Consider the following 15,235-nt stretch of genomic DNA (forward strand, 5'->3'; position numbering starts at 1 on the left):
CGTAAGGTGTTGAGCCGACCAGTACTAATAACCCGTTTGACTTGACCTCTTAAACCATGTTGTCAAATTTGATTTTTAATAAAAGTATGTTATAATTTTCCAAAGGGGAATATCTTATTCCCCTTTTATCTATTTTTGAGGAGTATCAAGAGATGAGAGAAAAAGATATCTTTGAGGAAATTATAGAAAGAAGCAAGAGACGTGGGGTTATTACCTACGATGAGATAAATGATGCCCTTCCATCAGAATATTTTTCTCCTGATGAAATAGAAGATCTGATGGATTTACTGCATGATATGGGTGTAAAGGTAGTGGACTACGAGACCGCACCTGCTATAAGGGAAGAGGCTGAGGAGATTGAAGAATACGAAAGAGCTGAAGACTTAGTGCAGGCTTATTTCCATTCAATGGGTGATATTACTATACTTACCAAGGATGAAGAGACAGAGCTTGCAAAGAAATACGAAGAAGGCAGGGAGATAATAAAGGAGATTATTACAAGTCTGCCACTTTATAAAAAGATTCTCGCAGATCTTGAAAAAGAGTCTGAAGAGGGAGAAGAAAGCATCCCACCAGAAGATCGACCTGATGAAGCCCTTCACAGGGCGAGACTGAAATTTGAAGACCTTATGGAGAAACTTTCTGACATAGATAGAAGGCTCAACAAGTATGGTTCTCTTAAGGATCTCAAAAAAAGTATAAATGAAAAGAAAAAAGCAGGAGCAAATATCACAAAGCTTGAGCAGCTTGCAAAGGAAGTTCAGGCAGAATACAGGGCGATAGAGCAGGAGCTCGGTGTAAAGGTTGAAGACCTTAAAGCAATGTGGGACAGGTATGTTAAGGCAAAGGTACTTGCTGAAACTGCGAAGAATGAACTTATTACAAGAAACTTGAGACTTGTGGTAAATATTGCAAAAAACTATGTTGGAAGAGGGCTACCGCTTCTTGACCTGATACAGGAAGGAAACATAGGCCTTATGAAGGCTGTAGATAAATTTAAATACGAGAAAGGATTTAAATTCAGTACTTATGCTACCTGGTGGATAAGACAGGCCATAACGAGGGCTCTTATTGATCAGACAAAGACTATTCGCGTACCCGTGCATATGATGGAGTTTTATAACAGGGTTACAAAAGCCTCAAGGGAGCTTACACAGGAGCTCGGCAGAGAACCGACCAATGATGAGATTGCCAAGAAGCTTGGTGTACCTGTAAGAAAGGTTGAGGAAGTATTCAGAGCAATCCAAGATCCAATCGGGCTTCAGACTCCTGTAGGAGATGAAGATACCGAGCTTGAGGATTTTATCGGAGACAAAAATAGTCCGTCACCTTATAATGATGCTGAAAAAAGTGAGCTTTCTGAATATATACAGAGGGTATTGAAGACCCTTTCACCAAAGGAAGAGAAGGTTATCAGGATGAGATTTGGAATAGGTGTTGACAGAGATCATACCCTTGAAGAAGTTGGCAGATATCTTGCCATAACAAGGGAAAGAGTGAGGCAGATTGAGGCAAAGGCCCTCAGGAAACTAAAACATCCAAGCAGGTTAAGGGTTCTGAAAAACATAACTAGTTAAAAAGGCCGATGTTATTCGGCCCTTTTTATCAGTCATCGTCGAGTTTATATCCATAAAGTGCTTCCTTCAGTGCTGTTGTAAGGGTAATATAGGTATAGGGCTTTTCAAGAAAAGCTGCAACATCCTGTCCAAGAAGTTCTTCTAAATGAGACCTCAGGCCATATCCGGTTGAGATGATAATCTTCTGTTCAGGATTTAACTCCTTTATCTTTTTAAAAACCTCAAGCCCGTTTAATCTTGGAAGTATAAGATCAAGTATAACAAGATCCAGATTCCCTCTTTCCCGCCTGTAAATTTCGATAGCCTCGAGCCCGTCTGATGCTTCAAACACTTCATAGCCAATTTCCTCAAGTGTTTTCCTAGTGAATGATCTTATAGATTTTTCATCTTCAATAATAAGTATTCTTCCCTTGGACTTTTCTGGTTGAGTAAATTCCCCCATCTCTTTCACTCCCTCCTTTAATTCACCCTCCAAAAGAGGCAAATATATTATAAACTGTGAGCCCTTTTTAGGACTACTCTCCACAGTGATAAATCCTCCATGGTTTTGAATAACCCCATAAGCCATGGCAAGACCCATTCCAGTACCTTTGCCAACCTCCTTAGTTGTGAAAAAGGGCTCAAAGATATGTTTCATGGTCTCTTCATCCATACCAGTGCCTGTATCAGTTACGCTTAAAGCTGCGTATTTTATGGGTCTTGCATCATGATGAAGCAATTCATCGGGTTTTATTTTTTTCTCAAAGGTCTCTATTGTGAGCAGTCCTCCTTCAGGCATTGCATCCCTGGAATTAACACAGAGATTAAGTATGACGTTTGTAAGCTGACTTCTGTCTCCTTCAATAAGAAGTCCCTTTTCATTAAGATTAAGTTTTATTTCTATATTCCTCTCAAAGGTTCTTGATATAATTTTATAAACATCCTGAACAAGATCATTAATGTTTAATATTTCCACTATATATTTTCCCTTTCTTGCATATCCCAGCAGTTGTTTTGTAAGTTCAGCTGCTCTTATGGAAGTTTTCTCTATCACCTCAAGGGCATTATAGGATGGATGCTCTTTTGGTGTATTCATCTTGAGTAAAGAGGCATAACCGAGTATTGCCTGGAGCATATTGTTAAAGTCATGGGCAATGCCACCGGCAAGGGTTCCAATTGCCTCCATCTTCTGAGCCTGAAAGAGCTGTTCCCTAATTTTTTCCTTTTCCTTTTCTTCTTCTATTCTTTCAAACTCAATTGCCACGATCTGGCCTATTGTCTGGAATGCCTTTATATCTACTTCTGAAAATTCCCTTTGTCTTCCAAAGGCATTCATTATGCCTACTATCTCATTTTTTCTATTGAATATACCAAGGCCTATAAAAGATTCTGCCCGGGATAAGGTAAGAAGCCACGCCTGAGGATATTCTATTGATGCGCCTTTTTCTATAACACACATATGTTTTTTCTTCATTACATCCTCACAGGGAGTTCCGATTAGATTAATCCTGAAACCCTTTTTGAGCTCATTATTAAACAGGAGTGAAACAACATCAGCATGTTCACCATCTGGACTGAGTTTTGCGATAAGGCAATTGAGACCATAGAGCCTGTTTATGGTGAATACCGTTTCATCAAAAAATTCTTCACCCCTTCTCGTTATAGCTATATGATAGATATTGTCAAGGAGTACAGTTTCATTTTTCAGTGATGTAACGTGTTCTATTATTGTTTTACTCAAGAATTCAATCTCTTCTATGCCCCTGTATGCATAAAGTTCACCTGTTTTAAGTCCTTTTATAATGTTATATATTGGTTTATTGATATTTAGATGGAGAAGGTACAGTAAAAATATAATTGCTCCTACCATGATTATTCCTGTGATTCCATAGGATAAAAAGACTTTTTTCTGAAGATTTTTATAATGTTTTTCTTCCTCGAATAAAAAGATTTCCCACTTCCAGGGCTGAAAGTATATTGAGGAGATATAATATTTTTTATTTTCAAGTTTTTTTACAACCAGTTTCTCTGCTGTTCTTATTTCTGAAATATCTTTTTCTTTAAGATCCTCAGAAATAAAAATTATGCGGTCTTCCTCTCTTATAAAACCTTTGTGATCACTATCATAGAGGAACTTCTTAATTTTCTCAAGTACCTTCGTCTTTGCGATTGCGATTCTATCGCGGTCATAACGGCCTTCTTTAATGAGCATGCTGGTGGCTTCATCACAAAATTTATATAGCTCTTCTTTAGTTTCTTGAACATGAGTTTCTAGTGTTTTAAATGCAAATTCTGAAATATTTTCTAAGACCAGTATATAGAGCAGAGAAAGGGTAATTAATAGTATTGTAACTACTGGAAAGGCGATTCTGAAAGCGAGGGTTTTTGTAAACCTAATTTTTTTCAACTTCTATCCTCAATAGAGTTTTTATTCTTGAAATATTTTTAGTAAATACAGTCGATTTTCTGCCCTTCCGCTGAATTATAAGATAATCATTTTTATCCGCATTGATTAACTCTAACCTTTATGGCTGCCAAGCATAGGTAAGTATTCCCCCCTTGAAAAGGATATTCATTATTCTTTCATTAAACAATACCTTTCTTTTTGATGTATTCTAAGGAAGCAAACCAGCTGCCTCTGAAGGTGTTGCAAAAGATTTTTTTAAAAATTGGGTAAGCAAATTCCTTAGATTTATTCAATTCATTCATATTAAATTATATCACAGTATGAGATTTTATAACCTGTATGTTAAAATATTTCATTCCTGAGGAAATCCATGGTCTATGCCGGTCTTGACATAGGTTCTGTAAGTATCAAATTTGTTATCCTTGATGGGTCTTTAAACCCCCTGGAAAAGATTTACTTAAGACATCAAGGAGATCCCTTTAGCTTAACTTTATCATTATTGAGGGATTATTTAGATAAATACGGGAAATTCTCGTTATCAATTACAGGAAACGGTTCTAAATTTATTAATGAGATATTGGGCATTAGACCTGTAAATGAGGTCATAGCCCAAGCTGTATCAACAAAGAGACTTTATCCCCATATCAGAACCGTTATAGAGGTTGGTGGAGAAGATTCCAAACTTATATTTCTTGATGAACGTGGTATAAAAGACTTTTCCATGAATTCCATCTGTGCTGCTGGCACAGGTTCTTTCATTGAGCAGCAGGCAGAGAGGCTCAGACTCACCATAGAAGAATTCAGCGAGATTGCCGCGAAGGCCCGAAAGCCTTCAAGGATAGCCGGCAGGTGCAGTGTATTTGCAAAGTCTGACATGATTCATCTACAGCAGATTGCAACACCACTTGAGGATATCGTTGCGGGTCTGTGTTTTGCTGTTGCAAGAAATTTTAAAGGAACAATAGCAAGGGCTTCAGAACTTATTCAACCTGTAGCATTTCATGGAGGGGTGGCTTTAAATCGCGGTGTGGTGAGAGCCTTAAGGGAGGTATTTGAGCTTGATGAGATCTTTATTCCGCAGGAAGTCCTTTACATGGGCGCCATTGGAGCCATTTTAAAAAATATGGAGGAACTTACACAGTATATTTTTAATTCTGATGCTCTTGAGAAGCTTGAAAGACTAGAAAAGACAGAAAATGTCTATGCAGCTCACAGGCCCCTTGTGTTGAGAGATCCTGTCCCAGCAAGGGGAAAAATTTCCGAATACCTGTCGGGCAACGGGATTTTAAATTTTGCATTTCCGATAGATACCTATCTTGGCATAGATATAGGCTCAATAAGCACTAATCTCGCTGTTATTGATGAAGAGGGAAGGCTCATTACAAAGAGATACCTGATGACAGCAGGAAGACCCATAGATGCCGTAAAACAGGGACTTGAAGAGATATTTAATGAGCTCGGTGGCAGGATAAATATCAAAGCAGTAGGGACAACTGGTTCAGGAAGATACATGATTGCTGATTATGTTGGTGCGGATATAGTAAAAAATGAGATCACTGCTCAGGCGACTGCGGCAATAAATATTGATCCAGAAGTAGACACCATCTTTGAGATCGGGGGGCAGGATTCTAAATATATATCAATAAAGGATGGTGTGGTAATTGATTTTGAGATGAATAAGGCATGCGCAGCTGGCACTGGCTCTTTTCTTGAGGAACAGGCAGAAAAACTTGGCATTTCTATAAAGGATCAATTTGCAGAACTTGCCTTCTGTTCAAAAAGTCCATGCAGTCTGGGTGAGAGATGCACTGTGTTCATGGAAAACTCCCTTATGGCAAACCTTGCAAAGGGAGCAAAGAAGGAGGATTTAATTGCAGGACTCGCTTATTCCATAGTTGAAAATTATATAAACAGGGTTGTTGCAGGAAAAACTATAGGCAGAAAGATATTCTTTCAAGGAGGAGTTGCCTTCAATAAGGCTGTGGTTGCAGCTTTTGAGAGCTATCTTGGTAAAAGGATTATTGTTCCACCCCATCATGATGTAACCGGTGCAATAGGTATGGCACTAATTGCAAGGGAGCATGCAAAAAAATTTCCTGATTTTAGAACCAGGTTCAAGGGTTTCGATCTCACAAAAAGGGGTTATCAGGTAAATTCCTTTCAATGCAATGGCTGTCCAAATGTCTGCGAGATAAACAGGGTCAAGCTTGAAGGTGAAGAGGAATATCTATTTTATGGTGGAAGGTGTGAGAAGTATGAAATTAGAAAGGACGGATTCTCCGGTGTTGAAGATTATCTTGATAAAAGAAAGGAACTTCTAAGAGAAACAATCTCAGAAAACCCTACTCTTTCTGGGCCTTCATTACCGGTAATAGGTATACCCTTTATATTCTTTTTTCAGGAGCAACTTCCCCTCTGGGTAACCTTTCTCAGGACTTTGGGTTTTCCTCTTAAGATCTCCTCATTCACCAATCGTTCAATAATAGACAGGGGTGTTGAGGCTGTAAATACTGACACCTGTTTTCCTGTAAAAGCGGCACATGGCCACTGCCTGGAATTAGCTGATGATGGAATAGATTTTCTTTTTATTCCTTCCTTTAAAAATCTCAATCCGCCCGGTGATGAATTTGAGAGAGGGCTAACCTGTCCTTTTGTGCAGACCATACCTTATGTTCTCAGGGCTTCTTTTGGAAATAAAATACCCGAGATACTCAGCCCTGTAGTGGACCTGTCAAGACCAGAATATTTTATTTCAGAATTATATAAGACCTTTAAAAGATTTGACATCTCGAGGTCTGAAATAAAAAAGAGTCTTTCTATTGCTACGGAAAGACAGAAAAAATTTCAAGAAGCTCTGAAGAGTTTGGGCAGGAAGGCTCTTGAGAATAGAAAGGATGACGAGATAATAATAGTTATTGTCGGAAGGGCCTATAACGCCTTTGACAGTGGCATGAATCTGGATATTCCGAGAAAGCTTTCCCGTATGGGTATAAAGACTATTTCTATGGATATGCTGCCAATTGAAGATGTAAAAATAAAAGAAAACTGGCCAAACATGTACTGGAGATCTGGTCAGAGAATTCTCAGGGTAGCAAGGTTTATTAAAGAAACACCGGGACTCTATCCTTTGTTCATAGGAAACTTTTCCTGTGGTCCGGATTCCTTTATCCTGAAATACTTTCAGAAAGAGCTTTCAGGTAAACCCTTTCTTCATATCGAGATTGATGAGCACAGTGCTGATGCTGGTGCTATCACGAGGTGTGAAGCCTTTATAGACAGTATAATTGCCAGCAGAGCTAATGAAGCCACTGAGAGAAAATACTTTTATATTTATGCTCCCTCTGTGCCGTCAAATTTAAAGAGAACTGTTTTTATTCCCAGAATGTCTGATCATGCCTTTGCACTTAAAGCAGCTTTTGAGAATTGCGGTGTAGACGCGGAGGTTCTTCCTGAATCAGACCAGGAGTCCATTAGTCTTGGCAAAAAATATGTTTCTGGAAAAGAGTGTTTCCCTTGTTTGGTAACAACAGGAGATATGCTAAAAAGGGCTCTTTCACCTGATTTTATTCCTGAAAAGAGCGCCTTTTTTATGCCTTCGGGCACAGGTCCCTGTAGATTCGGTCAGTATAATATTTTTCACAGGATGGTCCTTCACGGTATAGGTCTTGGAGATGTTCCTGTGTTTTCTCCTAACCAGGACAGACAGTTTTACAGAGATCTCGGAATAATAGGAAAGGATTTTACCGAAAAGGCATGGACAGGTGTGGTTGCCTATGAAATTCTTCTAAAGCTGCTTCATGAAACAAGGCCTTTTGAGAAGAACGAAGGTGAGACAGAAGAGCTTTACGGTTTATATCTGGATAAACTATACATGGCATTGAAGTCAGGTGACTCGTATATGGGTGAAATCCTATCAATGATGAAAAGAGATTTTGACAGCATTCATAAATACAATGAGTCAAGACCTCTTATAGGTATAATAGGAGAGATATTCGTGAGGTCTCATAGCTTCTCAAATGAGAATCTTATTAAAAAGATAGAAGGGCTTGGTGGATGGGTATGGCTTGCACCAGTTGAGGAATGGATTTATTATGTTAATTACATTTCCCTAAAAAAGGCTTGGGCAAGGAAGGAATGGTCATCAGTACTAGAATTTATGCTCAAGAGATTCCTTCAGAAGAAAATAGAACACAGATTACATAGGCCTTTTAAAAACATGAGAACACTCAGTGAGCCTGACACAAAGGTTATACTCAAGAATGCAGAGCCCTATATTCCGGAGACCTTTGAGGGCGAGGCGATACTTTCTGTTGGAAAGGCAATAGATCTGATAAAAAATGGCGCTTCTGGTATAATAAATGCGATGCCCTTTGGCTGTATGCCTGGAACAATAGTTACTGCTATTATGAAGGCAATCAGCAAGGAGACAGGAATACCTTTTATAAGTATTCCCTATGATGGAACAGAGTCCCAGACAAGTGCCCTGTTACTAGAGGCATTCATGCAGCAGGTAAGAGAAAGATGATATAAGCTGTTTAAATTACCAAGGGAGGTGATTCTGTGGGAAGTGTAGTTAAATGGAGAAAAAAGAAGATGTCAAAGCATAAGTACAGAAAGCTAAGAAAAAAGATGAGAGCACAGAGGAGAAAATAAGTTGAAAGAAGAGATTATCTTAAAAGAGAATTTAAAACTTCTTGAAAAAGAGATAGAGACCATAACAGAAAGACTTGAAAGGCTTGAAAAGGGTATTCAGGATATTAAAGATATAGAGAGAGAGATAAAGGCCATAAAGCTTTATCTCTCAAAGAAGGATCCCGCATTCAAGAAAGAATACCCTGAGATTATAAAAAAGCTCAAGGGTCTTTAAACCTTGTGACCCTTATGCCCAGAAAATCCATGTTTTTAACATAATCGAGAAAGGGAATCTTTACAGTTGCTCCCTTTCCATTTTTTCTTCCACTTGCATGAATTAGATAGACTATGTTCTTTTCTACCTTAAGAATTCCCATGTGCCCTATGATTTCTCCTGAAATCCTTTTTTCTGGTTTCTTAACAAAAAAGACTATATCCCCGCTTTTTAGCCCAGAAACTATATTTTTTATCTCAGAACCCGGAATGATAATTACTTCTTCTCTCCCCCTTGTTCCAGGTATCTTAATAGTTATGCCGAGTTCAGAAGTTATCTCATCTCCGAATTTCCTGCTATCAATCATATCCTCACCGTATTGATACCTTTCTTCATAATTCAGAACTTTTCCATCAGGCCCAATTATTCCCTTTGTGAAAAATCTTTTTTCAAGGGCAATATTTATTGCTTCTTCCTCGCTTTCTGACAATGCAAGCTCAACTGCCCTGAATGTTAGATACATGCAATCAATTTCTTTATCATAAATGATTGACCTTTCTCTTACGTACGCACCTATGGGATCAGGGTCGTAAGGTGTGCCAACAAATTTTTCAGCCATAAGTGCTATGCGCTCACCAATTTCTTGAGATGAAGAAATTGAAGTTAAAGACAGGATTAAGGTTAAGGCTAAAACAGAATTTTTGATCTTCATAAGGAATTTTAAAAAAATCTTGACTATTTTTACAACCGTTGATAAGATTAAAAAAGAAGTTTTTCATATATTAACTTTATAAGGAGAGACTATGAGAGGGATTTTATCAGTATTGATACTCTTTATTGCTATGGGCTCTGGAAGTGCTCAGGACCTGGTAGAAAAAGTCGAACCTGCTCAAGAGGCAGCGCAGCTTGAGAAACAGAGAGAGAATTTAATAGAATTACCAGATGATGGTTTCAGGATATATACTGTTCAGAAAGGTGATACCCTCTGGGATATCACACACAATATATTAAAAGAGCCTTTCCTCTGGCCAAAGGTATGGGCTGCAAATCCTGAAATAAAAAATCCTGATCTCATTTATCCAGGTCAGAAAATAAAAATTCCTCTTTCGGCATTGAGACCAGAGCTTGTTTCTGAAGAAAAGGAGATAAAAGAAGAAGAGATAGAGTCATTAAAACAGAAGGAAAAAGAACCGGAGATTATTGAGAAACCTGTTGAGATTGCTGCACCACCGGCTCCGGAGAAAAAAGAGGTGGTTTCCCTGCCTCAACCAGTATTCCAGATCATGGAGGAAAAAAAGCTCGAATATCTGATTGATAAAAATCTCCTTATTGCCAGTGGATATATTTCTAAAAACGTGCCGGATGAGGGTTCTATCATCGGAACACCTCAGGGGAGGACTACCCTCGGTAAAGGTGATTATGTTTATATAAAAACAAAAAAGGAATCAGTTTTAGGAGATAAATTCTATATTATAAGAGCAGAATCAAAGGTCAGGCATCCAGATACAGGAGAGTTACTTGGTTATCTCATCGAGATAAATGGCATAGCAGAGGTTGTAGGTACTGAGTCAGGAATGACAAAGGCAGAGATAAAGGAGTCTTTCAAGGAGATAAATATCGGTGATAGGCTTGATAGATTCTATCTTATAGAGCCCCCTTTGAGACCTGATATCCCTGATATTCCTAAAATCAGGGGTACGGTGGTTGCTATCAGGCATTTATATACTTCGACAGGATTCCTATATGACATTGTTTTTATTGACAGGGGTTCGAAAGATGGATTGACTCAGGGAAGTCTGCTTTCAATCTTTTCAAAGGAAAAGCCTGTAGTTCCCATTGGAACTGTTCAGGTAATAAATGTAAAGGATGATACAGCCACTGCTGTTGTAAGAAAAGGATTAAAGGAGATATTAGTCGGAGACAGGATAATAAATGAGTGAGAAATTAAGAAAATCGAGGGAAATATAAAAAGTGATTCCGAGACTATACTTTAAGTTTATTTACACAAGCCTTATTTTTTTCCTCGGAATTTTTCTGTCAGCTTGTTCAATTTCATACGGTGATGCCATAAAAAAATATGAGGCGACGCCTATATGTTGTAATTCTATGAACCAGTTTAAATATGAATTACTTAATGTTGAAGATTCAAGAAGTTTTAAATTGAACGAAAAATGTGAAGCCTTCCTGTTTGATACTGGCAAAAGTTATTTTAAAGCCTTTGAGGTACCCCGGACTGGATATCCTTACTATCTTCTAATTAAGAGTTATATGCTTGGGGACCATATTAGAAATGCCCATATCTTTATCCCTTATGTGCTCACGCTGGATGAGAAATATCATATTGTAAGGTCAACGATTCCCTATAATATTCGGTTAAGAAAAGCCGGATTTATGGAAACAATGAAGGAAACAGGTGGTCTCGGAAGAAAGCTTGAAGGCTTTATACAGTTTACAGAGGCTGACAAGAATGAAAAATACATTATTATTTTAACAACCGAATTCTTGCTCAAAGAGAAGCTCTTGAAACCTTACAGAACAAATATTCCAGTTATTTTACCCGGTCTCGTGACCATACTTCCTGGACATAAAGAGTTGGCCTTAATACCTGCATCTCCAATGGGCCACCTGAATGTTTCTTTAGTTTCTGGATTCCCTAAAGATTTTATTATAATAGATTATAGAGAAAAGGCATTTACAATTTTTATCATGATCCCTGAGGAAGGTATCGAGAAGGTTAAGGAAAATATTAAAGATAAAAAAGACATTGACATTCTGTCTCTGGAAGAATTTACTACTAATTTACATAATTTTATAGAATCACGCATTATTAAGAATGAATATAAAGATTCGAAAATTGAACAGATAGTACTTAACTATTTATATAAACATCCTGGTTTCCCCCTTGGTGTTGCGTGGAACGGTGGCTTAGTCATTACTAAAGATGATGCTGAATATGCGAAATCAATGCATCAGCTATATATTAACAATCCTGCAGAATATGAACGCAGTAAAATTCAAGAGTCCCCTAATGATCCACTCAATCCACAGAGGATTATTGATACGCATTTTGGTCCGATCTTCGAGTGGTGAGAGTAGAAAGTGACAATGGTCATCTTTATTTTTGAACATTGATTAGTTTTGGCTGTGCTGAGAATGGGTTTGACAGATTAAAAAAGTATACAGCAATGAATCGCTTACATTACTGGAGGATAAAACACTTGAATGGATTTACATAGAAGTATTGACATTACCCCATCAAAGCAAATGATTGACATAAAGGAATATTATATTCTAAAATAATTTAGAAACTTTGAAACAGGAGGGAGATATGCCAATTTATGAATATCTATGTAATAGATGTAAAGCAGAGTTCATGATGCTTCAGAAGATGGGTACTTCTGAAAGGGATACAGAATGCCCTAAATGCGGTTCAAAGGATGTAAAGAAGAAACTCTCTTCTTTTAGCTGTTCTTTTAGCGGTGGTTACGGTCTCAGCTCATCCGGTGGATTTTCTGGCGGTACCTGAGGTATTTCATCTTGCTGAGCAGTTGCTCAGCATTTTTTATCTGTAATTCGTAAATTGAAGTGCTATCCCGAAATCCCTTTCTTTTAATTTTGCTATGATGGACTGAAGATCATCTATCTTTTTTCCTTTAACACGAACCTGATCCTTCTGTATTTCAGCACTCACCTTGAGCTTTAGGTCTTTTATAAATTTAACTATCTCCTTTGCCTTTTCCTGAGGTATTCCCTGCTGGATGATCACGACCTGTCTGACTGTATTCCCCGATGCAGGCTCTATCCTGCCATAATTGAGGGATTTAAGTGGAACACCTCTTTTTACTAATTTTGACTGAAGGATATCTATTACACTCGTAAGTTTCTGTTCATCATCTGATATAAGGGTTATTGTTGAGCCCTTTTTGTCAAGGGTAATGGAGCTTTTACTTCCTTTGAAATCAAATCTCTGACCGATCTCCTTCATTGCCTGGTCAACGGCATTTGATACTTCCTGGATATCAACAACACTCACTATATCAAAGGAATGCTCTTCAGCCATATATTTGCTCCTCCCTTGATAGCTCAAGAAAGATTTCACCTTCAATGAGGTTGTGATATAAATTTACATTTTTTGTCATATTGAGTGCAAGGTCAAGCAGCTCCCGGGGATCATAATAGATGAGCTCTCTATCCTTATTTTTTGCATATATGCTAGGACAGTTAAATAAAAGGGTTCTTTCAGTATGATTGAATAATTTCTCTATGCATTTCAGAGCAGCATCCTTAACTCCCTCTATCCTGAGGTTGAATACTCCACAGATAATAATAAAATCAAAGTTCTCGCCTAAATCTTCTTTATCTATATCAATTGTTCTAAAGCTTGCATCTATGTATTTTTCTCTGGCAACCCTTATTAGTTCTGGATTAATGTCCATTCCTGTATATTTGAGGTTTAGGCCTTTTGCTCTGAGAAATCCATAGAAATCTCCCTTTCCACATCCGAAATCTAGCACTGATGCATTATCGAGGGAAAGGAGCTCTGTAATTGTCTGGTATCTTAAAATCTGTCCTTTCTCTGACCAGCCAACTGCAGCAGGAGTGTCACCGAAGTGTCTCAGTCTTTTCGTAAAGAAGTCAATCAAATATTCTTTGGCAGCTTCATTCATGGATTCTTTTTCTGATTATTCTTGATAGTATATCAGCCCTTCTGAGGGGTTCAGGGCTTCTGTATTTCTTACAGCAATTTAGCACAATATCTATTGAATCTTCAAGACCAACCATATGGCCTGGAGACACAAATATGGGTTTTGTATGAGACCTTGTTCTTAGAGCAACACCCCTGATCTCTCCATCTATATAGATATAAGACCTGTCACCTCTTTTTGATCCCGGCTCTTTATATTCACCTATTAGAAGTGATTTTGCAACCCCGATCGTTGGAATATCAAGGATCACTCCCATATGGGATGCTATACCGAGCCTTTCTGGATGACAGATCCCATGACCATCAAAAAGAATAAGGTCTGGCTTCAGTGTGAGTTTTTTCGATGCCTTCAGCAGAACAGGACCTTCCCTGAAGGAAAGAAGACCTGGTATGTAAGGAAATCCTATCTTCTCAACCGCCCAGACCTCCTCTAGCAGTCTCATATCGCTGTAAGAAAAAAGAGTCATAGCTCCTATTATCTTCTCCCCAAGATAGGAAGCATCAGCTCCAGCTATATATCTTAAAGTTTTTTTAAAAGGTTCAATCCTTACTCTTTCTGAAAGCTCTTTCTGGAGTCTCCTGGCTTCATCAGCTTCAGAGGGCCATTCCATCAGAATGTCAGTGCCTGTCTTTCAAGTAACATCTCTCCAAGGAAAGACCCAGGCCTTATCTCTGCATTCTTGATTAATTCCACCTTATCCAGTCCGTAGTGCTTTACACAAGAGGCACAGATGTAGAATTTGACCCCGAAGTCTTCGGTAAGTGTTTTTATAAGATCAGCAACAGATGAGAATTCATCTTTTTTCTGCCATGTGAGTGTTTCGGCAAAGCCCTTCTTTGCTAGCAGTACGCCTTTTTCCATCAAGAAAAAGTCAAGTTCAACATCAAAGGCCTTCATGTTTGCTGCAAGCTGCATGGCGCCAGCTGCAATGTCAGGATCATCGTAAGAATGTTTCAGGATGAATACAAACTTTTTCTCAGGCATAAAAACCTCCGGGTTTAAATTTATTCCTCTTATGAGGATTTAATATTTTCTTCCTTTTTGAACACCATTCCTTTACATTCTGAAAGGGCAATTGCTATCTTTATTCTTGCACTTTTTAGTAATCTCTGGACAGTGCCTCTCGACACACCCATTTTCCTGCCAGCCTCTTCCTGGGTAAGATTCTTTTTATCGCATAATCTTATCACCTCCAGTTCATCTCTGTAGATGGTTATAAATTCAAGTCTATCCGGTGGAATACCTGAAGGCTTGAACATCTTACCCTGCAACTTTTTAAAAGAAAAGCGGCATTTCCGTGGTTTTTTAGGTCTAGCCAAAAAAATGAACCCTCTCAATTATTATGTGCATTTACACATTTTAAATTTATCAAAAGATTTTGTCAATCTTGATTTTTGTGTAAAAAGAAAGTATACTGCAATGTACATGCGTAAAATTAATAAACTCGGTCTTATCCATGAAGATTGATATCCCTGTAACAGGTATGACATGTGCTGCCTGTTCTTCTGCAGTTGAAAGGGCATTGAGGGCAGTAGACGGTGTCTCTTCTGTAAATGTGAATCTTCCCGGAGAAAGGGCAACCATTGAATTAAAGAAAAAAATACCCCTCACAGTAATTATTGATGCAATAAAGTCACAGGGTTATGGTGTTCTCACTTCAAAGACTAATCTTATAATACGGGGCATGACATGTGCTGCCTGTGCTTCTACAGTGGAGAGG

At 38.2% G+C, this 15,235-nt stretch carries 15 protein-coding genes; 8 read left to right on the top strand and 7 right to left on the bottom strand.

Features of this window, described 5'->3' with window-relative positions; all coding sequences use genetic code 11:
• Nucleotides 1–152 precede the first annotated feature (152 nt).
• Complete coding sequence (locus tag N2257_08150) at nt 153–1,577, top strand: sigma-70 family RNA polymerase sigma factor (protein ID MCX7794356.1); 1,425 nt, start codon at nt 153–155, stop codon at nt 1,575–1,577.
• A 28-nt stretch (nt 1,578–1,605) separates the two neighbouring features.
• Here N2257_08150 and N2257_08155 read toward each other — a convergent pair whose 3' ends face one another.
• The gene (locus N2257_08155) at nt 1,606–3,963 is read right to left on the bottom strand and encodes a response regulator (protein ID MCX7794357.1); all 2,358 of its coding nucleotides are present in this window, start codon (nt 3,961–3,963) and stop codon (nt 1,606–1,608) included.
• A 370-nt stretch (nt 3,964–4,333) separates the two neighbouring features.
• Here N2257_08155 and N2257_08160 point away from each other — a divergent pair, with 370 nt between their 5' ends.
• The 3 genes from N2257_08160 to N2257_08170 are packed head-to-tail and all read left to right on the top strand — an operon-like array spanning nt 4,334 to nt 8,830.
• Entirely contained in the window at nt 4,334–8,488 is a 4,155-nt protein-coding gene (locus N2257_08160) for an acyl-CoA dehydratase activase (GenBank protein ID MCX7794358.1), read from the top strand.
• Between the two features lie 35 nt (nt 8,489–8,523).
• A complete protein-coding gene (locus N2257_08165; GenBank protein ID MCX7794359.1) occupies nt 8,524–8,616 on the top strand; it encodes an aurora kinase A-interacting protein in 93 nt (30 codons plus the stop codon).
• Between the two features lies 1 nt (nt 8,617).
• Nucleotides 8,618–8,830, top strand: a complete 213-nt coding sequence (locus N2257_08170) for a hypothetical protein (protein ID MCX7794360.1) — start codon at nt 8,618–8,620, stop codon at nt 8,828–8,830.
• Here N2257_08170 and N2257_08175 read toward each other — a convergent pair.
• Nucleotides 8,817–9,428 (bottom strand): DUF1460 domain-containing protein, encoded by a 612-nt coding sequence (locus tag N2257_08175; protein MCX7794361.1) that lies wholly within the window; start codon nt 9,426–9,428, stop codon nt 8,817–8,819. The two genes, N2257_08170 and N2257_08175, sit on opposite strands and share 14 nt — an antisense overlap.
• A gap of 184 nt (nt 9,429–9,612) precedes the next feature.
• Here N2257_08175 and N2257_08180 point away from each other — a divergent pair, with 184 nt between their 5' ends.
• The 3 genes from N2257_08180 to N2257_08190 all read left to right on the top strand — a co-directional run bounded on the left by N2257_08180 (nt 9,613) and on the right by N2257_08190 (nt 12,335).
• Entirely contained in the window at nt 9,613–10,749 is a 1,137-nt protein-coding gene (locus N2257_08180) for a LysM peptidoglycan-binding domain-containing protein (protein ID MCX7794362.1), read from the top strand.
• Between the two features lie 166 nt (nt 10,750–10,915).
• Nucleotides 10,916–11,899 carry a MalM family protein gene (locus tag N2257_08185; GenBank protein MCX7794363.1) on the top strand — a complete coding sequence of 328 codons (984 nt, stop codon included), beginning with the start codon at nt 10,916–10,918 and terminating at the stop codon, nt 11,897–11,899.
• A gap of 238 nt (nt 11,900–12,137) precedes the next feature.
• Nucleotides 12,138–12,335, top strand: coding sequence for a zinc ribbon domain-containing protein (locus tag N2257_08190; protein ID MCX7794364.1), 198 nt, complete (start codon nt 12,138–12,140; stop codon nt 12,333–12,335).
• Nucleotides 12,336–12,371: 36 nt separating this feature from the next.
• Here N2257_08190 and N2257_08195 read toward each other — a convergent pair whose 3' ends face one another.
• From N2257_08195 to N2257_08215, 5 genes are read right to left on the bottom strand one after another with little or no spacing between them, the layout of a single operon-like run.
• The gene (locus N2257_08195) at nt 12,372–12,869 is read right to left on the bottom strand and encodes a YajQ family cyclic di-GMP-binding protein (protein MCX7794365.1); all 498 of its coding nucleotides are present in this window, start codon (nt 12,867–12,869) and stop codon (nt 12,372–12,374) included.
• Nucleotides 12,862–13,476, bottom strand: a complete 615-nt coding sequence (locus tag N2257_08200) for a class I SAM-dependent methyltransferase (GenBank protein ID MCX7794366.1) — start codon at nt 13,474–13,476, stop codon at nt 12,862–12,864. Before N2257_08200 ends, N2257_08195 begins: the two co-directional genes overlap by 8 nt.
• Entirely contained in the window at nt 13,469–14,125 is a 657-nt protein-coding gene (gene nfi / locus N2257_08205) for a deoxyribonuclease V (protein ID MCX7794367.1), read from the bottom strand. Before nfi ends, N2257_08200 begins: the two co-directional genes overlap by 8 nt.
• Nucleotides 14,125–14,499, bottom strand: a complete 375-nt coding sequence (locus N2257_08210) for a DsrE family protein (GenBank protein ID MCX7794368.1) — start codon at nt 14,497–14,499, stop codon at nt 14,125–14,127. Before N2257_08210 ends, nfi begins: the two co-directional genes overlap by 1 nt.
• Before the next feature lie 29 nt (nt 14,500–14,528).
• Complete coding sequence (locus N2257_08215; protein ID MCX7794369.1) at nt 14,529–14,834, bottom strand: DUF134 domain-containing protein; 306 nt, start codon at nt 14,832–14,834, stop codon at nt 14,529–14,531.
• A gap of 137 nt (nt 14,835–14,971) precedes the next feature.
• Here N2257_08215 and N2257_08220 point away from each other — a divergent pair.
• Nucleotides 14,972–15,235 (top strand): heavy-metal-associated domain-containing protein (locus tag N2257_08220; GenBank protein ID MCX7794370.1); only part of this gene is annotated, 264 nt, incomplete at its 3' end.

This window comes from Thermodesulfovibrionales bacterium, assembly GCA_026417875.1.
GTDB lineage: Bacteria > Nitrospirota > Thermodesulfovibrionia > Thermodesulfovibrionales > CALJEL01 > CALJEL01.

Coding starts and splice junctions, on each gene's coding strand:
- nfi (MCX7794367.1), bottom strand. CDS start 14,125: ATGGAATGGCCCTCTGAAGCTGATGAAGCCAGGAGACTCCAGAAAGAG.
- N2257_08200 (MCX7794366.1), bottom strand. CDS start 13,476: ATGAATGAAGCTGCCAAAGAATATTTGATTGACTTCTTTACGAAAAGA.
- N2257_08180 (MCX7794362.1), top strand. CDS start 9,613: ATGAGAGGGATTTTATCAGTATTGATACTCTTTATTGCTATGGGCTCT.
- N2257_08185 (MCX7794363.1), top strand. CDS start 10,916: ATGAACCAGTTTAAATATGAATTACTTAATGTTGAAGATTCAAGAAGT.
- N2257_08175 (MCX7794361.1), bottom strand. CDS start 9,428: ATGGCTGAAAAATTTGTTGGCACACCTTACGACCCTGATCCCATAGGT.
- N2257_08150 (MCX7794356.1), top strand. CDS start 153: ATGAGAGAAAAAGATATCTTTGAGGAAATTATAGAAAGAAGCAAGAGA.
- N2257_08160 (MCX7794358.1), top strand. CDS start 4,334: ATGGTCTATGCCGGTCTTGACATAGGTTCTGTAAGTATCAAATTTGTT.
- N2257_08195 (MCX7794365.1), bottom strand. CDS start 12,869: ATGGCTGAAGAGCATTCCTTTGATATAGTGAGTGTTGTTGATATCCAG.
- N2257_08190 (MCX7794364.1), top strand. CDS start 12,138: ATGCCAATTTATGAATATCTATGTAATAGATGTAAAGCAGAGTTCATG.
- N2257_08210 (MCX7794368.1), bottom strand. CDS start 14,499: ATGCCTGAGAAAAAGTTTGTATTCATCCTGAAACATTCTTACGATGAT.